This is a genomic window from Allobosea sp. MMO-172 (assembly GCF_037147855.1).
Classification (GTDB): Bacteria; Pseudomonadota; Alphaproteobacteria; order Rhizobiales; family Beijerinckiaceae; genus Allobosea.
This window is the reverse complement of record NZ_JBBCUM010000001.1, coordinates 85,700-109,976: the sequence shown is the minus strand read 5'-3', so window position 1 is coordinate 109,976 and position 24,277 is coordinate 85,700. Positions and strand designations below refer to the sequence as shown.

The following is a 24,277-nucleotide window of genomic DNA, read 5'->3' as shown; positions in this document are numbered from 1 at the left end:
GATCCCGGGTCGACCTTCGGCCGCCCGGGATGACGGTGCGGTTGTGAAGCCGGAAGCTCCCCTCACGAACGCTTCATTCCAGCCAGCCGGATGATGCCGTCCGGATTGATCGCGAAGCCCTGCAGGTTGGAGCGCATCGCGAAGAACACCGTCTGGTTATAGAGATAGACGATCGGCAGCTCGTCCTGCAGGATCTTCTGCGCGGCGTCGTAGCGCTTCTTGCGCTCGGCCGGATCGTAGATCGTGCGGGCTTCGTCGAGCAGCTTGTCGACCTCCGCATTGGCGTATTTGCCGTCGTTCTGGTTGCCCTTCGAATGGGCGAAGGGATGGATGTTGCCGTCCGGATCGATGCGGCCGGACCAGCCGACGCGGCTCATCTGGAACTTGCCCTGCTGCTGGTCGCGCAGCTGGCTGGCGAATTCCGTCGAGCGGATCTGGATGTCGATGCCGGCTTCCTGCGCCATCGCCTGGATCACCTGCCCGAGCTGGGCGTCGACCGGGTTGTTGGTGACGAAGAGTTCGACCGTAACCTTGGACTGCCCGGCTTCCTTGAGCAGCGCCTTCGCCTTGGCGAGGTCGCGGGCCGGCACCGGCAGATCGGCGCTGACGAAGAAATTGCCGGGGTTGAAGGGCTGGTTCGACGGCGCATAGAGCCCCTCGAACACGACCTGGCTCAGCACCTTGCGGTCGATCGACAGCGAGAGCGCCTGGCGCACGCGCTTGTCCTTGCCCATCGGCTGGTTGGCGGCCTCGCCATGGTTGGTGTTGATGGTGATGCCCTGGTAGCCGAGATTGGCGATGCTCTCGACCTTCAGCGACTTGTCGCCCTGCGCCGATTTCACGTCGGTCGGCGCCAGCCGCTCCAGCATGTCGAGTTCGCCCGAGCGCAGATTGGCGAGGCGCACGGTCGTGTCGGGGATCGAGCGGTAGAGCACGCGGTCGAAATTGTACTTGTCGGCCTCCCAGTGCTCCCGAAATTTTTCGAGCACGATCCGGTCGTTCTGCACGCGCTCGACGAATTTGTAGGGGCCGGAGCAGACGGGCTTCGCCGCGACGTCGCCCGACAGGGTCTTGGGCGAGAGCATCATGCCGGCGCGATCGGTGAGCTGCGAGAGCAGCGTCGCGTCCGGGCGCTTCAGCTTGATCACCAACGTGGTGGCGTCAGGCGCCTCGATGGTGTCGACCGAGGCGAGCTCTGCCTTGCGCAGCGAGTCGGGCAGGGTCCGGGCACGCTCCAGATTGGCCTTTGCGGCCTCGGCATTGAAGGCTTCGCCGTCGTGGAACTTTGCATCGCTGCGCAGCTTCATGGTCAGCGTCAGGCCGTCGGCGGAGAAGTTCCATTCCGTCGCCAGCCGCGGCACCAGCTTCAGCTCGGGCGTGATGTCGACCAGCCGGTCGCACAGCCCCATGAAGACGATGCGGCCGACGAAGGTGCGCGCCTTGTGCGGGTCGAGCATGTCGGGGTCTTCCTGCAGGCCGATCCGCAGGGTGGACGGAGCCTGTGCCAGCGCCGGCAATGTCGCGAGCGCGAGTGCGGCGGCCGAGATCGCAACCTTCAACAGCTTCATGATGTCCCCTCGTTCCGGACGGTTTTCGGCGAACGTTCCCGGCGCGTCATGCGTGGGTCGTCCTGCTCGATTTGTTCCTTGTGGCACTAACCTGACTCAGATCGTGCCCGGCGTCGATGATGCGCCGCATCAATTCGCAGGCAAGATTGCCTGCCCCGTGGGCAGGTCTGGCTTTGCCCGGAAACCGGGCTTCCATGTCCGGGGAGGACATGCACGATGCGGCGATGGCGGTCGCCTCGGCGGGCGGCAGCCTCTAGAACGGCGCTCGTAGGCGCGTGAGGGAGATTGAGCATGCTGCTGGGCGTGATCGCCGACGACATGACGGGCGCGACCGACGTCGCGCTGATGCTGAACCGGGCAGGCATGCGCACCGTGCAGGTGATCGGCGTGCCGCCGGCCGGCTCAGCCTTGCCGGAGGCCGATGCGGTCGTCGTCGCGCTGAAATCGCGGACCAATCCGGTAGCCGAGGCCGTCGCGGATTCGCTCGCCGCCTGCGAGGCGCTGCTGAAGGGCGGCGCGCGCCAGATCCTGTTCAAGTACTGCTCGACCTTCGATTCGACGGCGCAAGGCAATATCGGGCCGGTGGCGAATGCGCTGGCAGAGCGCCTCGGCGCCAAGCTCGCCATCGTCTGCCCGGCTTTCCCGGCGAATGGCCGCTCGATCTATCAGGGCTATCTCTTCGTCGGCGCGGTGCCGCTGCATGAAAGCTCGATGAAGGACCATCCCCTGACGCCGATGCGGGACTCCAGCCTGATGCGATTGATGTCGGCGCAGGCGAAGACCGAAACCGGCCTCGTCGACTACGCGACGGTTCTTGCCGGCCCGGCCGCCGTGAAGGCGCGCCTCGCGAAGTTGCAGGCCGATGGCATCCGCTATGCCGTGACCGACGCGCTGACCAACGAGGACCTGATGACGCTCGGACATGCCGTGTCCGAACATGTCCTGCTGACCGGCGGCTCGGGCATCGCCATGGGCCTGCCGCAGAATTTTCGCCGCGCCGGCCTTCTGCCGGAACGTTCCGGTCCTGTGGAGCTGAAGGCGCCGGCCGGCCGCGCCGGCATCATCTCGGGCAGTTGCTCGACGGCGACGCGCGGCCAGATCAAGGCGGCGCTGGAGGCGGGCTATCCGGCGCTCAAGGTCGATCCGCTGGCGCTGGCCGATGGCCGGCAGGATGCCGCGAGCCTCGCCGCCTGGGCGCTGGCGCAGCCGGCCGACCAGCCGTTCGTCCTCTATTCCAGCGACGATCCGGCCGAGGTTGCGGCAGTGCAGGACAAGCTCGGCCGCGACAAGGCCGGCAGCATCGTCGAGCACGCTTTTGCCGAAGTCGCGCGCCGGCTTTCGGAAGGTGGCGTGACGCGGCTTCTGGTCGCGGGCGGCGAGACCTCGGGCGCGACCGTGCTGGGCCTGGGCATCCACACGCTGGAAATCGGCCCGGAAATCGACCCCGGCGTGCCCTGGACCCGCGTCGTCGACGGGCCGGAGATGGTCGTCGCTCTGAAATCCGGCAATTTCGGCACGCCGGATTTCTTCCTGAAGGCCTGGAGCCTGCTGCGCTGATGCCCGATTTGCCTGCGCTGAAACTCGTATAGGATCAGCCTGCGAACTGGGAGCCGGCATGGACATGGCATTTCTGGGCGAACTTCTGACCAACGTGGCGGATCGAGGCCGCGCGCTGATCGGCTTCGAGCGCTTTCTCGGCAGCCGCTCGCGCCCGATCGACAAGCTCTGCGAGGACCTGCTCTCCGGACGTGGCGAGGCTTCGGGCATGGCACTGGCGCAGGCCGTGCTGGAGGCCTGGCAGGGGCTCGACAAACCCGGCCGGCTCGCCTTCTTCAATATGCTGCAGGAGCGCTTCGGCCCCGATCATGACCGGCTCGACGCGGCGATCGAGGCCTATCGCGCCAAGCCGTATGCCGCGACCGTCTCCGCGCTCCATCTCGCGGCCGAGCCGCGCCGGCAGGAATTGCTGCGTCGCCTCAACCTCGCGCCCGAGGGGACGCATGTGCTGGTGCGGATGCGCGAGGCGCTGTTCGAGGCGATGGCGGCGGAACCTGAGCTGAAGGGCATCGACGACGATTTCCGTCATCTCTTCGGCTCCTGGTTCAACCGCGGCTTCCTCGTCCTGCGGCGGATCGACTGGCGCACGCCGGCCAACGTGCTGGAGAAGATCATCCGCTACGAGGCGGTGCACGAAATCCAGGGTTGGGACGATCTGAGGCGCCGGCTGGAACCAGCGGACCGGCGCTGCTTCGCCTTCTTCCATCCGCAGCTCGTCGACGATCCCCTGATCTTCGTCGAGGTCGCGCTGACCGGCGACATCCCGCGCAGCATCGGCGAGGTGCTGGAGCCGGAGCGCGAGGTCCTCCCTGCGCAGCAGGCGACCACGGCGGTGTTCTATTCGATCTCGAACTGCCAGGAGGGCCTGCGCGGCATCTCCTTCGGCAATTTCCTGATCAAGCAGGTGGCGGAGGACCTGAAGCGCGAATTGCCCGGGCTCGATACCTTCGTCACGCTCTCGCCGGTGCCGGGCTTCGCGCGCTGGTTGGCCGGCATCGCCGACGAGCCCGGCGATCTCGCTCTCACCAATGAGGAGCGCGCCGAGCTTGCGCGCCCGGCCGGCGAGACGATTTCGCTCGATGACGCCACGAAGGCGCGCCGCGACAAGCTGCTCGGCCAGATGACGGCGCAATATATGCTGCGGGCGCGCACGGCCTCGGGCCGGGTCATCGATCCCGTCGCGCGCTTCCATCTCGGCAACGGTGCGCGGCTGGAACGGATCAATGTCGGCGGCAATCTCTCGGCGCGAGGCCTGCGCGAGTCCCACGGCGTGATGGTCAATTACCGCTACGATCTCGACGATATCGAGACCAATCACGAGGCCTTCGCCACACGCAACACGGTGGTGGCCTCGTCCGGCGTGCGCAAGCTGCTGCGCCCTGCTACGAGCTAAAGCATCGGCCCGAAAAGTGGGACGCGGTTTTCGGACAAAGCCGATGCAAAATCAAAGATCGAGAGGATCGGACTGAATACCAGATTCATTCCGACCTCTCGGACGGAAACGCCTGAAAGGACCCGAAATCATGGGCAATCACCTCTTCGACCTGATCCGCTCGCGCATGCCGGCGCCGGATGCGCCCTTCGCGCTGCTCGATGACGGCCGGCGTTTCTCCTATGGCGACATGGTCGCTGTTTCAGCGCGCTTTGCCGATGCGTTGGTCGGGCTTGGCGTCAAGCCGGGTGACCGCGTCGCAGTTCAGGTCGAGAAGAGCTTCGAGGCGCTGATGCTCTATCTCGGCACGGTGAGGGCCGGCGCGATCTTCCTTCCGCTCAACACCGCCTATACCCCGGCCGAGATCGAATATTTCCTGGGCGATGCCGAACCCGCCGTCTTCGTCTGCGATCCCGCCAAGGCCGAGGCCCTGCGTCCCTATGCCGAGAAGGCCGGCGCCAAGCTGGAGACGCTCGGCATCGGCAATGGCAGCCTGCTCGACAAGGCCAATGCCGCTTCGAGCGATTTCGCGGATGTGGCGCGCGGGCCGGACGATCTTGCCGCGATCCTCTACACCTCCGGCACGACCGGCCGCTCCAAGGGCGCGATGCTGAGCCACGACAACCTGTCGTCCAATGCGCTGGCGCTGGTCGATTATTGGCGCTTCACGAAGGGGGACGTGCTGCTGCACGCCCTGCCGAACTTTCATACGCACGGCCTCTTCGTCGCGACCAACGTGATCCTCTTGTCCGGCGCCTCGATGATCCTGCTGCCCAAGTTCGATCCCGAGCAGGTCTTCAAGTATCTGCCGCAGGCCACGAGCATGATGGGCGTGCCGACCTTCTACGTCCGCTTGCTTCAGGATGCCCGCCTCACCAAGGAGGCGACGAAGCATATGCGCCTCTTCGTTTCCGGCTCGGCGCCGCTGCTGGCCGAGACGCATCGCGAATGGCGCGAGAAGACCGGCCACGCCATCCTCGAGCGCTACGGCATGACCGAGACTAATATGAACACCTCGAACCCCTATGAAGGCGATCGGGTCGCCGGCACGGTCGGCTTCCCGTTGCCGGGTGTCTCGGCCCGCGTCACCGATCCCGAGAGCGGCAAGGAGATCGCCCGCGACGAGATCGGCATGATCGAGGTCAAGGGCCCCAACGTCTTCAAGGGCTATTGGCGCAATCCCGAGAAGACCAAGGCCGAGTTCCGGGCCGACGGCTTCTTCATCACCGGCGATCTCGGCAAGATCGATCCGGCCGGTTACGTCCATATCGTCGGGCGTGGCAAGGACCTGATCATCACCGGCGGCTACAACGTCTACCCGAAGGAAGTCGAGACCGAGATCGACGAGATGCCGGGCGTGATCGAGAGCGCGGTCATCGGCGTGCCGCATCCCGATTTCGGTGAGGGCGTCACCGCGGTCGTGGTCTGCAAGCCAGGTGCCGAGATCACCGCGAAGGGCATCGCCACGGCGCTGGAGCAGCGGCTCGCCAAGTTCAAGCAGCCCAAGCAGGTCTTCGTCGTCGCCGAATTGCCGCGCAACACCATGGGCAAGGTCCAGAAGAACCTGCTGCGCGAGCAGTACAAGGACATCTACGCCAAGCAGCTGAAGGCGGGGGAGTAAACTCCTCTACCTTCATCGTGTGTCATCCCGGCCGGAGCGAAGCGAAGAGCCGGGATCCATGCCTGATCCGTTCCGGAATGGATCCCGGGTCTCCCTGCGGTCGCCCGGGATGACGGCATGTGCGGGGTGACTCACACCAGCGCCGGCACGCCGAGCTCGATCGTCTCGCCATCGGCGGGGATGCGCAGGCGCCGCGTATCGACGCCGCGCTCCTTCGCTGCCTTGCGTAGAGCGGTACGGCTGACGGTCGCGTGGTCCAGCGCTTCCATATGCGTCGCGATCACCGTCACCAGCGGGAAGGCTTCGGCGAGATCGAGCGTCTGTTCGTCATCCATCACGATCAGCGTGTTGTCCCACATCGCCCCGCAGGAATGGGTCACGATGACGTCCGGCCCCGTCGCCGTCGCGGCATCGCGCAGCGGCGGGTAGAGCACGCTGTCGCCGCACCAGTAGAGCGTCGGCTCGCCCGGCGCCTCGAAGCTCAGGCCCATCACCGGCCCCATCGTCTCGACCACGGCGCCGGTGCCGTGCTGGGCCGGGTGCCGCTTCAGGATGATCTGGCCGAGCCGGATAAAGCAGTCGATCGCCGTGATCGAGGAGAAGCCCGCCTGCGCGATCGCCGCCTCGTCGCCGGGCTGGCAGATGACGGGCAGGTCCTTCGGCAGGCGCTCCTTGGCGACCTCGTCGAAATGGTCGGCATGGAGATGCGAGACGATCACGGTGTCGACGCCGGCGATGATGTCCTCGATCGGCTCGGGCAGATCGACCATCGGATTCTCCGAACGCCCGGTGAAGGAGCGGCGGCTGTGGCGCGGGCCGAAATCGGGGTCGATCAGGAAGGTCCTGCCGCCATAGGTGAGCTTCAGCGTCGCGTTGCGGAGAAGTTTGAGCTTCATATCCGTCGGCTCCTCATCAGGGAAAGGCATTGTTCCGCATCCCGCCACGAAGAGACCAGTTCGGATTTGTGAAGCTCTTTCCACGTTCGCGTGACGTATCACGCCGCCGCGAACTGGCCGTAGGGCACGCTTTCGCGCGCCTTGCGTAGCGCGCTGGCCCACCAATGCAGTTGCGCCAGCATCGTCGCCATCGCCTGCTCGGCGCGGTCGGCGTTCAGCAATCCGCCCTCCGCATCGAAGCGGCTCCAGACATCGGCGAAGGCGACGCCGTCGCGGATCGGCGCGGCATGGAGCTCGCCGAAGACGAGGCGGAGTTGCTCGACGGCGCGTAAGCCCCCCGAGATGCCACCATAGGAGACGAAGCCGACCGGCTTGCCGCGCCATTCCGGCCCGACCGCGTCGATCAGGAACTTCAGGATCGCGGGGTAGCCGCGGTTGTATTCCGGCGTCACCACGACGAAACCGTCGGCCCAGCCGATAATCTGCCGCAGTTCTTCAAGCGCTGGGTGCTTGCCGCTGACATGGCGCGGCGGCAGGTCGATCTCGCCGGGATCGACGACCGCGAGGTCGAAGGGGCCGTCGCCAGCGATCTGCGAGATCGCCCAGCCGGCGACCTTGTCGCAGAAGCGGCCCTCGCGGCTGCTGCCATAGATCAGGGCGAGCCTGATCCGCGTATCGACCTTCTGGTGCATGGAAACGCTCCGGTTTGCTTCACGGGAGCGCGGCTTATAGAACCTCAAGTAAGGTTCAGGTCAAGAGGCGTTTCCAATGTCCCAGCAGCTGCGTTTGCCGGGAGAGCTCAGCGTCGGCGATGTCGCCCGCCGCAGCGGGCTCGCCGTGTCGGCCTTGCATTTCTACGAGGCGGAAGGGCTGATCCGCAGCCATCGCACGGCGGGCAACCAGCGCCGCTATGCCCGCGAGGTGCTGCGCCGGGTCGCGATCATCAAGGTGGCGCAGCGCGCCGGCATTCCGCTGAAGACCATCCGCGAGGCCTTCAAGGCGCTGCCGCAGGAGCGCACCCCGACCGTCGCCGACTGGACGCGGCTGTCCTCCGCCTGGAAGCAGGAGCTGGAGCGCCGCATCGACCGGCTGACGCGACTGCGCGACCACCTGAACGGCTGCATCGGCTGCGGCTGCCTCTCGGTGCGGGATTGCCCGCTGCACAACCCGCTCGACCGCCTGGCCGAGGAGGGGCCGGGGCCGCGCCTCCTCGATCCCGAATGAGTTTTGGGGGAGGCTTCTTACAGGCGCGCCGTCATCCCGGACAAGCTGCGCAGCAGCGCCGATCCGGGATCCATCATAGGACTCCGCACTCTATGATGGATCCCGGGGCAAGCCCGGGATGACGCAGCGGGGAGAGGTTGCGCCCTATCGATCAACCCGCCTTGTAGAGCGTATCGAGCGGCATCCGAGCGACATCGGCCATCAGCAGGACGAAGCCTTGCGCCTGAAGCGCCGCCGTCGTCCTGCCCTTCGCTGCCGTCGCGAGGCTGGCATCGCCGGCGGCGCCGGCGCGGTTCACGTCCTGCGCCATCCAGGCGAAGGCATGCGGGCCGGTCGGGCGCAGATGCGCATAGCCGTCCTCGGCCATGGTCACGGTATGCGGCTTGAACAGCGCGGCCCGGCTCATGTCGACGAGATCCGGTCGGAAATGCAGCATCAGCGAGGTCTCGACATCGCCGCCATGGATGCCGTGGCGGATGTCGAGCTCGCCATAGAGCCCCTCCGGCAGTCCGAAGGACATCCAGGCCGTGCAGACGGCGAGCATCCTGTGATCGACGCGCAGCTCGCGCGCGACGATCTTCATCGGGTCGACATTGCCGCCATGCGAGGTGATCAGCACGAGCTTGCGCAGGCCTGCCCGCTTCACGCTCTCGCCGATCTCGATCCAGGAGCGGATCGCGCTTTCCCAGCCGATGGTGACCGTGCCCGGCGAATGCAGATGCTCGTTCGACTTGCAGACGGCCTGCGTCGGCAGCACCAGCACGTCGAGATCATCAGGCACCAGCGGCATCGCCTCGCCCAGCATTCCGTTCATCACGGTGGTATCGACCGAGACCGGCAGATGCGGGCCGTGCTGCTCGATCGCGGCCAGCGGCAGCACCGCGACGGTGCGGTCAGGCGAAAGCGTGGCGAAGTCGGAGCTCTTCAGGTCGCCCCAGAAACGTGCGGTCATGATCAGGCCTGTCAGGAGCCGATGCGATCGCCTTGTTTCTGTGCAGAAACCCGGCGGCACGGCGTTGCATTGTCCCGTCGTCCTATCGCATGGGATAAGGAGACGGGCCAGAGGCCGGGCCGGCCGAGGCGTGAGGGGAGATAGCGAGATGACGACGATGAAATATCGCGTGAACCGGCGCGCCGCGCTGGGGCTGATCGGCGGCTCCACCGCGTCCCTGCTGATCCCCGTGCCGGGCGCGCGCGTCAACGCGCAGACGCTCGACAAGGTCAGCTACCAGACCAACTGGCGCGCCCAGACCGAGCATGGCGGCTTCTATCTCGCCGCGGCCAACGGCATCTACAAGAAATACGGTCTCGACGTGGAGATCCGCCCCGGCGGCCCGCAGCAGAATCCGACCCAGCTGCTGCTCGGCGGCCGCGTCGACATGATCATGGGCAACTCGCTGGAGGCGCTCAGCTTCGCGCATGAGAACCTGCCCTTCCTCTGCATCGCTTCTATCTTCCAGAAGGACCCGCAGGTCCTGATCTCGCATCCCGGCCAGGGCAACGACACGCTCGCCGATCTCAAGGGCAAGCCGATCCTGATCGCAGCGCAGGCCCGCGTCGGTTTCTGGCCCTTCTTGAAGCTCAAGTTCGGCTTCCAGGACGAGCAGATCCGCCCCTACACCTTCAACATGGCGCCGTTCCTCGCCGACAAGAAGCTGACGCAGCAGGGCTTCCTCTCCTCCGAGCCCTTCGTCATCCGCAAGGCGGGTGTCGACCCGGTCGTGCATCTCCTCGCCGATGCCGGCTTCGAGAACTACAACACCACGATCACGATCTCCCGGAAGATGGTCCAGGAGAAGAAGGAGCTGGTGCAGCGCTTCACCGACGCCACGCTGGAAGGCTGGGCCGAGTACATGAAGGGCGGCGCCGGCAACGAGGCCGCCAATGCCCGGATCCTGAAGGACAATCCCGACATGGATCAGGAGAAGATCGACTACGCGCTGAAGGTCATGACCGAGCGCGGCATCGTCGTCTCCGGTGACGCCAAGACGCTCGGCATCGGCGCGATGACCGACGCGCGCTGGGCGAGCTTCTACAAGACGATGAGCGAGGCCGGCGTCGTTCCGGCTGGCGTCGACGTGAAGAAGGCCTACAGCCTCGACTTCGTCAACAAGGGCATCGGCAAGGGCTGAGTGAGCCCTTGCGGAAAGAGCGGGTCATCCCGGACAAGCAGCGAAGCTGCGCCGATCCGGGATCCATTCCTGAGCGGTTCCGGAATGGATCCCGGGTCTCCCTTCGGTCGCCCGGGATGACGTGGCGGAATTGGTATCGAGATCGGATCATCAGGCTTTGGACACGGCCTATCTAAGCACACCCTCGGGCAACGAGAGCGCAGGCACGCCGCTGGTGGCGGTCCGGCACGTCTCGAAGCGCTTCGCCAACGGCACGCTCGCCGTGCGCGATGTCGATCTGGAGCTGGGGGCGGGGCAGTTCATCAGCCTGCTCGGCCCCTCCGGCTGCGGAAAGTCGACGCTGCTGCGCATGATCGCGGGCCTCGGCGCGCCGAGTTCCGGCACGATCACCTGGCCGGGCGAGACCGGAGAGGCGCAGGGCAGCGCCGGCCATGGCGCCCGCGATCTCGGCTTCGTCTTTCAGGACCCGACGCTGATGCCCTGGGCCAATGCGCTGGCCAACGTCATGCTGCCGCTCAAGCTCAAGGGCGTGGCCCGCGCCGAAGCGGAGGCGCGCGCCGCCGAGATGCTGGCGCTGGTCGGACTCAAGGGTTTCGAGAAATCCTATCCGCGCGAGCTCTCGGGCGGCATGAAAATGCGTGTCTCGATTGCCCGCGCGCTGGTGATGCGGCCCAAGATCCTGCTGATGGACGAGCCCTTCGCGGCGCTTGACGAGATCACCCGTCATCGCCTCAACGACGACCTGCTATCCCTGTGGGAGCGCGAGCGCTTCACTGCCGTCTTCGTTACCCACTCGGTCTTCGAGTCGGTCTATCTCTCGCAGCGCATCGTGGTGATGGCGGCACGGCCCGGCCGGGTCATGGCCGATCTTTCGGTCGATGCCGCCTATCCGCGCGACGAACTCTTCCGGACCTCCGGCGAATACGCCCATCTCTGCCGCGTCGCCTCCACCAAGCTCAAGGAGGCGATCGGCCAATGAGCGCGCCCGTCGAAACCTTGAGCCCGGACGGAACCGACGCCCAGGCGCTGCCCGTCGCGGTGGCCGAGGCCCGCATCCTCGGCCTGCCCGCCAGCGTCTGGCCACGCATCCTCGCGCCGCTAGTGATCGGCGTCGCCGTGCTGGCGCTCTGGGAATTCGCCGTCCGCTGGAACGAGATCCCGCACTATGTCCTGCCGGGGCCGATCCTGGTCGCGCAGACGCTGGTCGCGGACTGGGGCACGCTCTCGGGCTCGCTCTGGGTCACCTTGAAGATCACCTTCATGGCGCTTGCCGCCGCCGTCGTCGTCGGCGTGACGCTCGCGGTGCTGTTCAGCCAGTCGAAATGGCTGGAGATGGCGCTGCTGCCTTATGCGGTGATCCTGCAGGTCACGCCGATCGTCGCCATCGCGCCGCTGATCATCATCTGGGCCAACGATATCGACCTCTCGCTGCTGATCTGCGCCTGGATCGTCGCCTTCTTCCCCATCCTGTCGAACACCATCCTCGGGCTGAACTCGGCCGACCATAACCTCGTCAACCTGTTCGAGCTTTACGGCGCCTCGCGCTGGCAGACGATGCGCTATCTCAAGCTGCCGGCGGCGCTGCCCTATTTCCTTGCCGGGCTGAAGATTTCAGGCGGCCTCGCGCTGATCGGCGCGGTCGTCGCGGAATTCGTCGCCGGCACCGGCGGCAGCGCCTCGGGCCTCGCGTATCGCATTCTGGAAGCGGGCTATCAGCTCAAGATTCCGCGCGTCTTCGCGGCGCTGGTGATGATCTCGCTCTCAGGCATCGCGATCTTCCTGGCGACGAGCCTGATCTCGTACCTGCTGCTGCACCGCTGGCACGAAAGCGCGATCCGCCGCGAGAACTGAGCGGCTGGCGAAGCGAGCTAAACGAAATAGGCGAGCTTGCGCTCGGCCGGCAGCGCGTCGAGCTCGCGCAGGGCGGTCTCGGACGGGCTTGCCGCCAGGCGCAACGCCTCCGGCATCGCACTGTCGGAATCGCTGAAGACGATATCGTCGTCGAGCAGCGGAGCCGTGGCGAGGCGCGCCTCGTCCGCTGGCCGGTCGTTGCGCTCCAGCGGGACGGGCTGACGCCCCTCGGTCGCGATCTCGAGGTCGTCGTACTGGCGCGGCATCGAGGAGGGCGGCGGCACGGTCATCGCTGCCGCGGTCGCCGCCATCGACTCGAAGCTCACGCTGGTTTCGCGCGAAACCTCGCCGAAGGCGCGCAGGCTCGAATCCAGCATCGCGATCGTATCGGCGATCTTGTCGATGCGCTGGACCACGCTGTCGACGACGCCGATCGCCGTCGAGATCTCGGCCGCGCGTCGGTCGAGCGCGTCGCAGGCTTCCGTGTCCGCGCCGGTCTCGCGCAGGCTCCACGCAGCCTCCTGGATGCTTTCGGTCGCGGCGAGCACGGTGCCGGCGGCCTTCTCGATCTGGGCCGCCAGTCCCGACGAGCGGGCTTCGGCCTTGCCGCTGATGCGCTCGAGATCGGTGCGCAGGTCGCTGATCAGCGCCGCAGCCTCGATCAGGTTGGTCTCGCGGCTGGTCTCCTGCACGCCGAGCCCGACGACCCGCTCGATCCGCTCGATGGCGCCGAGCAGCTGCAGTGTGTCCGCCTGCCGGTTGCGCTTGGCATATTCGACCATGAACCAGCGGCCGCGCGCGGTCTCCATCACTGCGGCTTCGATCGCCTCGTAATCGGCCTGGCTCAGCGGTGTCAGCGAGCGCGCGTCGCCCATGACGAATCTGCCTTCGAAGGACCGGCCGAATCAGCAGGGCGGTCGTGACGTTACAAATCGAGCCTGCCTTGCGATTTCTTAAGGAATTGCTGCTTTCGCCCCGAATTGGAACAGCTCGCCCGCGAAGGCGTGGTTCGCAGGTCTTTCGCGGCATTGGCGACACAGTGGGCGGCAATGGATGGCCCGATGCTTGCCAAGCACGCGCGGCACGGCAATACAGGGCAGGGGGTGGAAGCTGATGTGACCGGCAACGCGCGGTCGCACGAGGCTGCAGGGCCGTTTCGGCCAGGGGAACAGGGACCTCACGGCGACATGGCGAGCCTCGATACCGCCGAACCGCAGGCGACTATCCGCGATGACGCGGGCACGCTCGCGGTGGCGCTGGCGGGCTCGTGGAGCGCCGACCGCGCCCCGCGGATCGAGGAACTGATCGGCGAGATCACCGAAGGCCTGACGCAGGCCGGCGCCCGGATCGACCTCTCCGACGTGACGCGGCTCGATACGCTTGGCGCCTATGTCCTCAACCGCCTGAAGGCCCGGCAGGAGCAGGACGGCGTCGATATCGAACTCGTCAGCAGCCGGCGCGAGCACGGCATCCTGTTGGCCGAGGTTCAGGTCCACGACGATCCGCCGAAACCGCACCGGCATGTCGGCCCCATCGATATCCTCGTCGATATTGGCGAGGGCGTCGTGCGCTTCGGCCGCGACATGGTCGGCGGCGCGATGTTCCTCGGCGAGGTCGTGGTCGGCTCGATCAGCGTCGTGTTGGGACCGCGCAAGTTCCGCGGGCCGTCGCTGGTCAACCAGATCGAGCTGATCGCCTTCAACGGCGCGCCGATCATCATGCTGATCTCGTTCCTCGTCGGCTGCATCGTCGCGCAGCAGGGCATCTTCCAGCTCCAGCAGTTCGGCGCCTCCGCCTTCGTCGTGAACCTGACGGGCATCCTGATCCTGCGCGAGCTTGCGGTGCTGCTGACCTCGATCATGATCGCCGGTCGCTCGGGCTCGGCCTTCACTGCCGAGATCGGCTCGATGAAGATGCGCGAGGAGATCGACGCGTTGCGCGTGATGGGGCTCGACCCGATCGAGGTCCTGGTGGTGCCGCGCATCCTCGCGCTGATCATCTCGCTGCCGATCCTGACCTTCATCTCCGCGATGGCCGGCCTGGTCGGCGCCGGGCTCGTCTCCTGGCTCTATGGCGGCATCGGCGTCGATACCTTCCTTGCCCGTCTGCAATCGGTCATCACCTGGAAGCATTTCGCCGTCGGCCTGATCAAGGCGCCCTTCATGGCCTTCGTCATCGGGCTGATCGCCTCGATCGAGGGGCTCGCGGTCAAGGGCTCGGCGGAATCGCTCGGCCGGCAGGTCACGGCCTCGGTGGTGAAGGCGATCTTCATGGTCATCGTCGTCGACGGGCTTTTCGCCATGTTCTTCGCCTCGATCGAGTTCTGACGATGACGCGGCAGGACGCTCCTCACCTCAATCATCCGGCGCAGGCGCCCGGCGAGCCCGAGGCGGTCATCCGTGTCCGCGATCTCAAGGTCGCCTTCGGCGACAAGGTGATCATGGACGGGCTCGATCTCGACGTGCTGCGCGGCGAGATCCTCGGCTTCGTCGGCGGCTCGGGCCAGGGTAAGTCGGTGCTGACGCGCACCATCCTCGGCCTCGTCCGCAAGCGGCGCGGGACGATCGAGGTCTTCGGCGAGGATGTCGACGAGCTCAACCTGCAGCAGCGCCGCGTACTCGAGCGGCGCTTCGGCGTGATGTTCCAGCAGGGCGCGCTGTTCTCGGCCCTGACCGTGAAGCAGAACATCCAGGTGCCGATGCGCGAGTATCTTGAGCTCTCGCCCGATCTGCTCGACGAGCTGGCGATGGTGAAGCTCGATCTTGTCGGCCTGCCGCGCGACGCCGCCGACAAGGCGCCTTCCGAACTCTCGGGCGGCATGATCAAGCGCGCGGCTCTGGCGCGCGCGCTCGCGCTCGACCCCGAGATCGTCTTCCTGGACGAGCCGACATCGGGGCTGGACCCGATCGGCGCCGCCGAATTCGACGACCTGATCATGACCTTGAAGCAGACTCTGGGTCTGACCGTCTTCATGGTAACCCACGATCTCGACAGCCTGTATCATGCCTGCGACCGAATCGCCGCTCTGGCGGACAAGAAGGTGATCGCGGTCGGCCCGCTGGCGACGATGCTGGCGTCCGACCATCCATGGTTGAAGGCCTATTTCGGCGGGGAGCGCGCCATGGCCAGGCTGCCGGCAGGAGAGCAGGGACGAAGCGGCTAGGCCATGGAATCGCGCGCCAATTACGCACTTGTCGGTCTGTTCACGCTCGCTGTCCTCGCGGCGGCCTTCGGCTTTGTCTACTGGTTCAACAGCGGCGGAGCCGGGCGCAAGGACAGCATCCGCGTCATCTTCACCGGCACGGTGACCGGCCTGGGCCGCGGATCGAGCGTGCTGTTCAACGGCCTGCGCGTCGGCGAGGTCACCAGTATCGAGCTTCAGCCGGACGATCCGCGGCGCATCTATGCCGTGATCCAGGTCGCCAATACGACGCCGGTCCGCGAGGACACGCGCGCACGCATCGAGGCGCAAGGCCTGGCCGGCGTGGTCGCGCTTCAGCTCATCGGCGGTGACCCCGCCGCGCCGATGCTGAAGGCCAAGCCCGGCGAGCCGATGCCGACGATCATCGCCGAGCGCTCCGAATTGCAGGACATCATCGAGACCGTGCGCAACGTCGCGCAGAAGGCCGATGGGATGCTCACGTCGCTCGACGGGCTGATCAAGCAGAACGCCACGCCGATCAACAACACCGTCCGCAATGTCGAGAAATTCTCGCAGGCGCTCGGCAACAACGCCGATGGCGTCGACAAGCTGATGGCCAGCTTCGGCAGCATCGCCGAGACGGTCCAGCCGCTCTCGCAGAAGCTGCAGGCTCTCAGCGAGGAACTGACGGCGGTGGTCCGCTCGGTCGATCGCAACCGCATCGCCAGCATCGTCGACAATGTCGACAAGTTTACCGGCGCGCTCGGCGGCTCGAGCGCCGAAGTCGCCAAGACGGTCAAGGACGCAGCCTCGATCACGGCCAAGCTCGACAAGGCGGCCGACCAGATCGAGGGCGTGCTCAAGGCGGCGAAGGGCTTCCTCGAATCCGGGTCCGGCCCCGATGGCCGCAGCGCCTTCCAGGAGGTTGCGGACGCCGCCAAGTCGATCCGGACGCTGGCCGACAATCTCGACAAGCGCACCGCCGAGATCACCGCCGGCATCAACCGCTTCACCGGGCCGGGCCTGCGCGATGTCGAATCGCTGGCTTCGGACGGCAAGCGTACGCTTACGGAACTGAACCGCACCTTGCGGAATTTCGAACGCAACCCGCAGCAGTTCATTTTCGGCGGCAAGCCGCCGCTTCCCCAGTACAACGGATCCCGTTAGCCCATGACGACCGAGGCTCAGCTTCCTCCGGCCCGCCGGGCTCGCCACTTCCTCCCCGTCCTGGCCGTGGCCGCAGCCGCGCTGCTCGCCGGCTGCGGTGGCGGAGCGACGCCGACCACTTTCGATCTGTCGGCACCGGGCGGGTTCGGCAAGGTCGGTGGCTCTCGGGCGATCATGGTCGTGGCCGAGCCGACGGCGGTGCAGGCGCTCGATTCCGATCGCGTCATCGTCCGGGATTCGAGCGGCGCGCTCTCCTTCGTCGGCGGGGCGCAATGGGCCGACCGGGTGCCCGCGCTGGTGCAGGCCCGCCTGATTCAGACCTTCGAGAATGCCGGCCGTGTCGGCTCCGTCTCCGGCCCGGGCCAGCGCATCTCCCCGGACGTCCAGCTCAACACCAATATCCGCAGCTTCAACATCGACGCCGCGACCGGCATGGCGGTGGTCGAGATCACGGCGCGGATCGTTGGCGACCGGACCGGCCAGATCCAGCGGGCGCGGCTCTTCGCAGCGCGCGTGCCGGCGGGTTCCGTCGACGGCGCGGGCGCGGCCCAGGCGCTCGACCGGGCACTGTCGCAGGTTCTGGTCGAGATCGTGCGCTGGGCGCGCTGAGCGCGCCCTCCCAACGATTTCCTTCCGCCCGCAGCTGCGCTAGATTCTGATTCCGGCTCGGCCCGAGCCTCCCCCCTCCAGCCGGGGAAGCAACATCATGCAGGGCATTCCGACGACCTGACCGACTGTCCGGGCATCACGCATGAGGAGGGATTGCGCCAGCTGCTCGCGATAGGAGGTTCACGTCATGAATTTGTCGGCCCCGATCCATCAGTTGAAGCGCAAGGCCCGGCTCATGAGCCGGGCGGAACGCATCCCGCTCCATGCCGCGCTCGACCGCATCGCGGTCGAGGAGGGTTATCGCAGCTGGAGCCTGCTCGCGGCGAAGCAGCCGGGAATGACGTCGGTTCGCGCATTGTGGCCGCTGCTGGAGCCGGGCGATCTCGTCCTGATCGCCGGGCGGCCGGGGCAGGGCAAGACGCTCGCAAGCCTTGCCCTTCTGGCTGAGGCCATGCGGGCCGGGCGCCGCGGCGTGTTCCTGACGCTCGAATATACCCAGGCCGACGTCCTCTCCCGGCTGCGTGCGATCAACATCGAACCGGGTGAATTCACCGGTCTGTTCGACTGCGACTGCTCCGATGCGATCAGTGCGGACTATATCGTCGCGAGACTGGCGGAGGCGCCGCGTGGCACGGTCGCGGTGATCGACTACCTGCAACTGCTCGACCAGCGCCGCGACACGCCGGAGCTGGCGCTTCAGGTCAGCATATTGAAGGCGTTCGCGCGGGAGAGGGGGCTGATCCTCGTCTTCCTCTCGCAGGTCGACCGTTCCTATGAAGAAGCCGGCAGGCCGTTCCCCGAGATCGCGGATGTGCGCCTGCCCAATCCGCTCGACCTCTCCCTGTTCGACAAGACCTGCTTCGTGAACCGGGGCGAGGCGCGCTTCCGGGCGGCGGCTTAGGACAGCTCCCGGCTTTCGCAGAACTCCAAAAGGAAAGGCCGCCCAAGGGGGCGGCCTTTCTCGTCTCGGCAGGGACGGCGTCGCTTACTCGAAGCGCCCGCTGGCATGGGCAAGCATCGTGTAGACCTTGCCGGTCTCCGAGGTCAGGTAGGTCTTGGCAACCATCGAGTCGCGGTCATCCTTCGCGGCTTCGCCGAGCAGGCGCTCGAACTCCTCGATATAGCGGTCCACCGTGTCCTTGAACTCGGCGTCGCGGCGGTACTTGCGGCGCATCTCGTCGAAGGTCTGCTGGCCCTGCAGCGTGTAGAGCCGGCGGGTGAAGACATTGCGCTCGCCGCGCTTGTAGCGGTCCCACAGCTCGACGGCCGCGTCATGGTCGATCATCCGCGCGATATCGACGGAGAGCGAGTCGAGCTTCTCGATCGAGTGGGAGGTCGGCTTGCTCGGCTCGGGCTGCTTGTCCTCGCGCGAGGCGCGGGTCAGCAGGTCCGAGAGCCAGCCGGCCTTGGCCGGCTGCTGCTGGGCCGGTTCCGGCTGGCGGCGCGGGGCCTCCTGCACCGTGGCCGGGCGGGTCGGCGCGGTCGCGGTCTCGATCCGGACGTTCGGGCGCGGCGCGGCAGGCTGCGCGGGCTCGCTCGCCGCATCGATGGACGGCCGCAGCAGCGGCTCTTCCGCGACAGGTGCAGGCTGCGGCGCCGGCGAGAACGTCTGGGCGGGCCGGGCCGGGGCAACCGGGGCAGGGGCGGCCGCAGCCGCGACCGGGCGCCGGCTGGCGACATGGTCGATCGGCAGCGAGACGTCGCCACGGCGGCCGGAGCGCGTCACGATCTCGGTGAGATCGTTCAGCGCCTTGATCTGCTCGGCCACGACCCGGCGCATGGCCGAGGTCGATTCCTGGGCCTCCGCCGGCAGTTCGAGCACGCCGCGCTTCAGTTCGGCGCGCGTCGCCTCCAGCTCGCGCTGGATGTCGCCGGTGATGCCGCGCATGTCCTGCGCCGCCTTCTGGAAGCGCTCGGTCACCTTGGTGATCTCGCCGCCGATCTCGGTCGAGACCTGGGCATAGGCCGCGCGCAGGGCTTCCGCCGTGCGCTCGCGCTCCTGGCCGGTGGCCGAGCGGATCGTCTCGAACTGCTGGGCGATCGCGTTCGTCGTCGATTCCGCCGAGTCGGACAGAACCGTGCCGATCTGGCGGGCGCGCGCTTCGGCCGTGCTGAGCGAATCGTCGATCAGCGAGGCGAAGGTGCGGGTGATCGACTCGACATCGTCGGTGCGGTTGGCGATCAGCCCGTGCAGCTGCTCCAGCGCATCGCGGCGCTCGGCCAGCGCCTTGCCGACGCGGCCCTCGATCTGCTCCAGCCGGCCGGCGACGGCGTTGAGCGCCGCGCTGCTGGCCTGGGTCACCTCGTTGAGCGAGGTGCCGCGATCGTCGAGCTGGCCGATCAGCGCGGTCGTCTCGCGCAGCGTGCCTTCCGAGAAGCTCTTCAGCTCGGCGATCTGCGCCGTGACCTGCTGCGAGGCCGAGCCGGCCTCCGCCATGACGGTGCCGATCACAGTCTGCAATTCGCCGACGCGGGTCGACAGGCTGTTCTCGACGGCGGCGAGGTTCTTGTTCGCGCCGTTGACGATCTGCTGCATCAGCTTGTTGGCTTCGCCGAGGCGTCCCAGCATGCCGCCGAGCTCCTCGCGCAGCTGCTCGTTGGTGCCGACCAGCGCCTCGATCGACTGGCGCGAACCGGCTTCGAGCGTCTCGCGCAGCGCGTTTGACGAAGCCTCGACCGCGTTGGCGATGACCGCGCCGCGATCGCGCAGCCCGGTGACGATGGCGTTGCCGCGGCTTTCGAGCGCGCGCACCACCGTCTCGCCGACCGTGGCGAACTCGGCGGCCAGCGCCTCGCCGCGTTCGTTCAGAGCCTCGACGGCCCCGTTGCCCTTGGCGTCGAACACCGCGCGCAGGGTCTCCACCCGCTCGTCGAGCGACTGGGCGAGGGTCTCGCCCTGGCGGCCGATGAGTTCGACGAGGCCGTGGCTCTTGGCGTCGAAGGCGGCGCGCATGGCGTCCGTCCGCTCGTCCAGCGAGTTGGCGATCGCCGTGCCCTGGCGCTCCAGGGCCGTGACGATGCCGGCACCCTGGCCCTCGAAGATCGCGCGCAGCTGCTCGGCGCGCTGGTCGAGCGCGCCCGAGATGGCGTCGCCACGACGGCCGAGCGCGGCGACGATGCCGAGCCCGCGATCGTCGAACAAGGTGCGCAGTTGCTCGGCGCGCTCGGTGAGCGCGGCAGCGATCGCCTCGCTCTGGCCGGCAAGCGCCGAGACCATGCCGCCGCCCTGGTCGTCGAACAGGGCGCGCAGTTCCTGCGCCCGCTCGGCAAGCACCGTGGCGATGGCCTCCGAACGGCCCTGCAGCGTGGCGGCGATTTCGTTGCCGCGCGTGTCGAGCGTGTTCGAGACGGTGTCGAGCCGCCCGACGACGCGCTCCTCGAAGCGCGCGACGCTCTGGTCGAGCGTATCGGCGATCTGGAGGGCGCGGCCGCCCAGCGTCGCGTTGATCGTGTCGGCCTTGTCGCTGAGCGTGCGGGTGAGCGACTCGCTCTTGGAGGTGACGACCTCGCCGATCTCGTCGGCCTTGGCGGCGAGCGCCTTGGTGACTTCGCGCCCGCCTTCGGCCAGCACGCGGGCGATATCGACCGTGCGCTCGACCAGCGCCTCGTTGAGGGCGGTGGCGCGCGAGCCGAGGCTGCCGTCGATGCGGGCGATCAGGCTGTCGAGCGTGCCGGCGATCTCGGCGCTCTTGGTGCCCGAACGGTCCTCGAACAGCTTGATCTGGCTCTCCATGGCCTCCGCGGCCTCGCGGGTGCGGCTGGCGAGGAGCTCGGCCGCTTCCAGCGCGCGGGTGCCGGCCTTGTCGGCCAGCATGACGCTGTCTTCGGAGATCAGCTTCTCGACCTGAGCGATGCCGGAATGGAGCGCGGCCGTCAGCTGCTGCGCGTCGCCTGCGATCTTGGCGGTCAGCAGGCCGCCCTGGTTGACGATGAGGTCCTCGAAGGCGCCGAGGCGCGCGGCGAGCGCGGTCTCGACATCGCGGCCCTGCGTATCGAACAGCGTCGAGAGCGCGGCGAGACGCCCGCCGAGCGCGGCCTCGATCTCATGCCCGCGCTCGTCGAAGAGCTTGATCAAGGCATCGTGGCGCAGCGCCAGCGCCTCGTTCAGCGCCTGGGCACGGCCCTCGACCGAGCGCAGCATCGACTCGGCGTTGGCCGAGAGCGCCTCGTTGACGCGCCCGCCCTGCTGGGTCAGCGCCAGCACGATCTCGCGGCCGGTGCCGGCGAGCAGGGTGCGCGCCTCCTCGGCATGGACGGTGAAGGTGTCGCGCAGGCCCAGCGTCGCCTCGGAGACGCGGTCGGCGACATGGCGGCCGTCGACATTGATCGTCTCGGTGAGGGTGCGGGTCGCCTCGGTCATGCGGCGTGCCAGATCCTCGCTCTGCTCGCCGAGCAGGGTATGGACTTCGCGGCCGGTGCTGACGAGGTCGCGCACCATGGTCTCGCGCTGCTCGCCGAGCAGGGCGCCGACCTTCTCAGCCGTGTCGCCGATGTTGGCGAGGAAGCCGGTCTGCTGCTGCTCAAGGGCGTTCTGCGCCGCCTCGATGCTGCCGGTGATGCGGGAGGCGAGCGTCGCGCCGCGCTCGTCGAGCTGCTGGTCGATGCTGGCGCCGGTTTCGGCGAGGCGGGAGATCAGCGCGTTCGAGCGCTCCGCCAGGATGCCGTGCACCGAGCGGCCGACATCGGCGACGCGGCTGGCCAGCGCCTGGCTCTCGTTGCCGAGCAGGTCCTTGATCTCGAGCCCGGCCTGCGAAACCTTGACGGTCATCGCGCCGGCCTGCTCGTCGAGCAGGGCGCTGACGCGCATGCCGGTCTCCGAGAGGCCGGAGAGCAGGCGCTCGCTCTCGCTGCCGACGACGGCGCTGACATCCTGCCCGGCCTGGGTGAGGCGGCTGACGAGCAATTCGCTCTCGTCGCGCAGGCGAGTCTCGACGGTGTTGACCGCACCCGAGACGCTGGAAACCAGCGCCTCGCTGCGTTCCGACAGGAGCTTGGCGACATCGGCGCCGGCATTGGAAACGCGCGCGACGGTGGCGTCGCTGTGCTCGCCCATCAGGCTGGCGAGGTTGCGGCCGGCTTCGGCCACGCGCTCGACGACGCCGTCGCTCTGCTGGCCGACCAGATCGGCGAGCTCGTTGCCGGCGCTGGAGACGCGGCCGACGAGCTTCTCGGCCTGCTGGTCGAGCAGGGTGTGGACGGTCTGGCCGGTCTCGTTCAGGCGGTCGACGAGCTTGCTGCCCTGATCGGTGAAGAGGCCATTCACCTGGCCCGCGACATCGGTGATGCGGCCGGTGAGGGTGTCGCCATGCTGCGCGACGGATTCGCTGAGCGACTGGCTGGCATCGTTGACGCGCAGGATGATCGCCTCGCTGCGCTCGCGCAGCACGTCGTCGACGGTGCGGGCGGTCTCGTTGAGGCGGCTGACCAGCGTCTCGCCATGCGTGCCGATCAGGCCATGGACACTCTCGCCGACCTCGGTGAGGCGGCTGGCGATGGCTTCGTTCTGGCGGTTGAGCAGGCTGTTGACGCCGCGCCCGACCTCGGCGAGGCGCGTGGTGACGCTCTCGCCCTCGTCGGACAGCGCGCTGCGCAGCGCCTCGCCGGATTCCGCCAGGCGCGCCTGCAGGGCCTCGCTCTGGCTCTCGATCTGCGCGACCATGTTGCGGCTGCTGGCCTCGAAGCGCTCTGCGGCTTCCGTGCCGCGCGCCGAGATGTCGCGGGCGAGCGACTCGCCGGTGTTTTTAAGCAGTTCGTTGACGGTCTCGACGCGGCCGGTCAGCGTCTCGGCGACCTGGTTGCCGGTCTCGCTGATGGCGCGGGTGACGTCCTGGGCGCCGGTGGTCAGGCCCTCGGTGAGGACCGCGCCGGTGCGCTCCAGCGAGCTTGCGATCTCCTTGGCGCGGCCGTCGAGCATGTCCGAGAGGTTGCCGCTGGCGCCGGCCAGGCGCTCGGAGACTTCACCGGAGGTGATCTGCAGGCGCTCGACGAGGTCGTGGCTGCGGCCGCTGATTTCCTCGATCATCTTCTCGCCGGCGCGGCCGAGCGCCTGCGTGATCTGGTCGCCCTTGGCGCCGAGCGAGCCGGTGACGCGGTCGCCGGCCTGCGAGACCGCGTCCGCGATGGCGCGGCTGGCGCTGTCGAGATCCTTGGCGAGCCCGTCATGGGCACCGCTGATGGCGAGCTTGACGCGCTCGGCATTGCCGACCACGGCCTCGCGCTGGGTGACGAGCTCGTCGATCAGCGAGCGCAAACGGATTTCGTTGTCGGCATAGGCGCGCTCGAGCGTCGAGATCTCGCCGCGCACGATGGTTTCCAGCTCGCCGGCGCGCGCGACCGCACGCTCGATGCCGTCGCCCATGGCGGCGACCTCGCGGCGGATGGTCTGGCTGAGCGACAGCACGGAATCGGCGCCGGCAACCTCCGGCTCGGCGAGGCGCAGCGCGACCTCGGTCATGGCGCGCGAGATCAGGCGCATTTCCTGGGTGCGGCGATACAGCGCCGCCAGCACGAAGAAGAACACGACCGGCGCGCCGATCGAGAGCGCGAGCAGGGTCCACTCGCCGATGCCGAAGCTGGCGACGGGCTCAGGCAGGCCGTTGCTGAACGAGCCATAGCGGCCGAGCAGGACGAAGGCGGCGCCGCCGAGCCAGGCGAGGGAGGCAAGAGCGGCGAACCAGTAGGGCCTGCTTGAGGGGCGCACGGCGAAGGCCTGGACGAGCGAGCTCGAATCCCGGCGGTCGTCGTTGGCGACGCGGCTGGTATCGGGCGCGATCGCGGCGCGCGGCGGCGCGGCTTGTTGCTGCTGGGCGGGAGCAGCGGGCGCGGGCGACGGCGCGGCCGGAGCCGGCTCGACGCGCGGCAGTTCGAGCTTCAGGTCGTTCTCGCTGGTCGAGGGCAGCCGGGGCTCGGTCTCGACCGGCGTCTCGGTGCTGTCCTTGGGCTGGTCGAGCCGCAGCGCCTCTTCGATCGCCGACATCGCAGCTTCAGTGGGGTCCTGGAGCTTCTTGGGTCGATTCATCGTTGCCGCCTCGCCACGCTACTGAACATGGGCGCGTACGGTGATCTCCGCCGCCCCATG

The 24,277-nt window shown here is 67.6% G+C and carries 18 protein-coding genes; 12 read left to right on the top strand and 6 right to left on the bottom strand.

Annotated features, from left to right (window positions below):
* Positions 1-62 precede the first annotated feature (62 nt).
* On the bottom strand, positions 63-1,568 hold the full coding sequence (locus tag WFK61_RS00485) for an ABC transporter substrate-binding protein (RefSeq protein WP_336809560.1): 1,506 nt from the start codon (positions 1,566-1,568) through the stop codon (positions 63-65).
* Between the two features lie 291 nt (positions 1,569-1,859).
* On the opposite strand from WFK61_RS00485, the gene otnK reads away from it, so the two are divergent.
* From otnK to WFK61_RS00470, 3 genes are all read left to right on the top strand, one after another.
* A complete protein-coding gene (gene otnK / locus WFK61_RS00480) occupies positions 1,860-3,125 on the top strand; it encodes a 3-oxo-tetronate kinase (protein ID WP_336809558.1) in 1,266 nt (421 codons plus the stop codon).
* Between the two features lie 58 nt (positions 3,126-3,183).
* Complete coding sequence (locus WFK61_RS00475; protein ID WP_336809556.1) at positions 3,184-4,518, top strand: malonyl-CoA decarboxylase; 1,335 nt, start codon at positions 3,184-3,186, stop codon at positions 4,516-4,518.
* Positions 4,519-4,648: 130 nt separating this feature from the next.
* The gene (locus WFK61_RS00470) at positions 4,649-6,178 is read left to right on the top strand and encodes a malonate--CoA ligase (protein ID WP_336809554.1); all 1,530 of its coding nucleotides are present in this window, start codon (positions 4,649-4,651) and stop codon (positions 6,176-6,178) included.
* A 131-nt stretch (positions 6,179-6,309) separates the two neighbouring features.
* Here WFK61_RS00470 and WFK61_RS00465 read toward each other — a convergent pair whose 3' ends face one another.
* Both WFK61_RS00465 and WFK61_RS00460 read right to left on the bottom strand, forming a co-directional pair.
* Complete coding sequence (locus WFK61_RS00465; protein WP_336809552.1) at positions 6,310-7,074, bottom strand: MBL fold metallo-hydrolase; 765 nt, start codon at positions 7,072-7,074, stop codon at positions 6,310-6,312.
* Positions 7,075-7,172: 98 nt separating this feature from the next.
* Positions 7,173-7,766, bottom strand: coding sequence for an NADPH-dependent FMN reductase (locus WFK61_RS00460; RefSeq protein WP_336809550.1), 594 nt, complete (start codon positions 7,764-7,766; stop codon positions 7,173-7,175).
* Between the two features lie 76 nt (positions 7,767-7,842).
* Here WFK61_RS00460 and soxR point away from each other — a divergent pair, with 76 nt between their 5' ends.
* Entirely contained in the window at positions 7,843-8,298 is a 456-nt protein-coding gene (gene soxR / locus WFK61_RS00455; RefSeq protein WP_336809548.1) for a redox-sensitive transcriptional activator SoxR, read from the top strand.
* A 151-nt stretch (positions 8,299-8,449) separates the two neighbouring features.
* Here soxR and WFK61_RS00450 read toward each other — a convergent pair whose 3' ends face one another.
* Entirely contained in the window at positions 8,450-9,250 is an 801-nt protein-coding gene (locus tag WFK61_RS00450) for a creatininase family protein (RefSeq protein ID WP_336809546.1), read from the bottom strand.
* A gap of 148 nt (positions 9,251-9,398) precedes the next feature.
* On the opposite strand from WFK61_RS00450, the gene WFK61_RS00445 reads away from it, so the two are divergent.
* From WFK61_RS00445 to WFK61_RS00435, 3 genes are all read left to right on the top strand, one after another.
* Positions 9,399-10,430 carry an ABC transporter substrate-binding protein gene (locus WFK61_RS00445; RefSeq protein WP_336809544.1) on the top strand — a complete coding sequence of 344 codons (1,032 nt, stop codon included), beginning with the start codon at positions 9,399-9,401 and terminating at the stop codon, positions 10,428-10,430.
* 157 nt (positions 10,431-10,587) lie between these two features.
* Entirely contained in the window at positions 10,588-11,409 is an 822-nt protein-coding gene (locus WFK61_RS00440) for an ABC transporter ATP-binding protein (RefSeq protein WP_336809542.1), read from the top strand.
* On the top strand, positions 11,406-12,281 hold the full coding sequence (locus WFK61_RS00435) for an ABC transporter permease (protein ID WP_336809540.1): 876 nt from the start codon (positions 11,406-11,408) through the stop codon (positions 12,279-12,281). Before WFK61_RS00440 ends, WFK61_RS00435 begins: the two co-directional genes overlap by 4 nt.
* 17 nt (positions 12,282-12,298) lie before the next feature.
* On the opposite strand, the gene WFK61_RS00430 is transcribed toward WFK61_RS00435, so the two are convergent.
* Positions 12,299-13,156 carry a hypothetical protein gene (locus tag WFK61_RS00430; protein WP_336809538.1) on the bottom strand — a complete coding sequence of 286 codons (858 nt, stop codon included), beginning with the start codon at positions 13,154-13,156 and terminating at the stop codon, positions 12,299-12,301.
* 312 nt (positions 13,157-13,468) lie between these two features.
* Here WFK61_RS00430 and WFK61_RS00425 point away from each other — a divergent pair, with 312 nt between their 5' ends.
* From WFK61_RS00425 to WFK61_RS00405, 5 genes are all read left to right on the top strand, one after another.
* Positions 13,469-14,608 (top strand): MlaE family lipid ABC transporter permease subunit, encoded by a 1,140-nt coding sequence (locus tag WFK61_RS00425; protein WP_336809536.1) that lies wholly within the window; start codon positions 13,469-13,471, stop codon positions 14,606-14,608.
* A 2-nt stretch (positions 14,609-14,610) separates the two neighbouring features.
* Entirely contained in the window at positions 14,611-15,444 is an 834-nt protein-coding gene (locus tag WFK61_RS00420; protein ID WP_336809534.1) for an ABC transporter ATP-binding protein, read from the top strand.
* Between the two features lie 3 nt (positions 15,445-15,447).
* Complete coding sequence (locus tag WFK61_RS00415; protein ID WP_336809533.1) at positions 15,448-16,590, top strand: MlaD family protein; 1,143 nt, start codon at positions 15,448-15,450, stop codon at positions 16,588-16,590.
* Between the two features lie 3 nt (positions 16,591-16,593).
* Entirely contained in the window at positions 16,594-17,199 is a 606-nt protein-coding gene (locus WFK61_RS00410) for an ABC-type transport auxiliary lipoprotein family protein (RefSeq protein ID WP_336809531.1), read from the top strand.
* 187 nt (positions 17,200-17,386) lie between these two features.
* On the top strand, positions 17,387-18,100 hold the full coding sequence (locus WFK61_RS00405; RefSeq protein ID WP_336809529.1) for a DNA helicase: 714 nt from the start codon (positions 17,387-17,389) through the stop codon (positions 18,098-18,100).
* Between the two features lie 84 nt (positions 18,101-18,184).
* Here the strand turns inward: WFK61_RS00405 and WFK61_RS00400 are convergent, their stop codons facing one another.
* On the bottom strand, positions 18,185-24,217 hold the full coding sequence (locus WFK61_RS00400) for an apolipoprotein A-IV repeat region-like domain-containing protein (protein ID WP_336809527.1): 6,033 nt from the start codon (positions 24,215-24,217) through the stop codon (positions 18,185-18,187).
* Positions 24,218-24,277: the final 60 nt, after the last annotated feature.

Coding starts and splice junctions, on each gene's coding strand:
- WFK61_RS00485 (WP_336809560.1), bottom strand. CDS start 1,568: ATGAAGCTGTTGAAGGTTGCGATCTCGGCCGCCGCACTCGCGCTCGCG.
- otnK (WP_336809558.1), top strand. CDS start 1,860: ATGCTGCTGGGCGTGATCGCCGACGACATGACGGGCGCGACCGACGTC.
- WFK61_RS00475 (WP_336809556.1), top strand. CDS start 3,184: ATGGACATGGCATTTCTGGGCGAACTTCTGACCAACGTGGCGGATCGA.
- WFK61_RS00470 (WP_336809554.1), top strand. CDS start 4,649: ATGGGCAATCACCTCTTCGACCTGATCCGCTCGCGCATGCCGGCGCCG.
- WFK61_RS00465 (WP_336809552.1), bottom strand. CDS start 7,074: ATGAAGCTCAAACTTCTCCGCAACGCGACGCTGAAGCTCACCTATGGC.
- WFK61_RS00460 (WP_336809550.1), bottom strand. CDS start 7,766: ATGCACCAGAAGGTCGATACGCGGATCAGGCTCGCCCTGATCTATGGC.
- soxR (WP_336809548.1), top strand. CDS start 7,843: ATGTCCCAGCAGCTGCGTTTGCCGGGAGAGCTCAGCGTCGGCGATGTC.
- WFK61_RS00450 (WP_336809546.1), bottom strand. CDS start 9,250: ATGACCGCACGTTTCTGGGGCGACCTGAAGAGCTCCGACTTCGCCACG.
- WFK61_RS00445 (WP_336809544.1), top strand. CDS start 9,399: ATGACGACGATGAAATATCGCGTGAACCGGCGCGCCGCGCTGGGGCTG.
- WFK61_RS00435 (WP_336809540.1), top strand. CDS start 11,406: ATGAGCGCGCCCGTCGAAACCTTGAGCCCGGACGGAACCGACGCCCAG.
- WFK61_RS00430 (WP_336809538.1), bottom strand. CDS start 13,156: ATGGGCGACGCGCGCTCGCTGACACCGCTGAGCCAGGCCGATTACGAG.
- WFK61_RS00425 (WP_336809536.1), top strand. CDS start 13,469: ATGGCGAGCCTCGATACCGCCGAACCGCAGGCGACTATCCGCGATGAC.
- WFK61_RS00420 (WP_336809534.1), top strand. CDS start 14,611: ATGACGCGGCAGGACGCTCCTCACCTCAATCATCCGGCGCAGGCGCCC.
- WFK61_RS00415 (WP_336809533.1), top strand. CDS start 15,448: ATGGAATCGCGCGCCAATTACGCACTTGTCGGTCTGTTCACGCTCGCT.
- WFK61_RS00410 (WP_336809531.1), top strand. CDS start 16,594: ATGACGACCGAGGCTCAGCTTCCTCCGGCCCGCCGGGCTCGCCACTTC.
- WFK61_RS00405 (WP_336809529.1), top strand. CDS start 17,387: ATGAATTTGTCGGCCCCGATCCATCAGTTGAAGCGCAAGGCCCGGCTC.
- WFK61_RS00400 (WP_336809527.1), bottom strand. CDS start 24,217: ATGAATCGACCCAAGAAGCTCCAGGACCCCACTGAAGCTGCGATGTCG.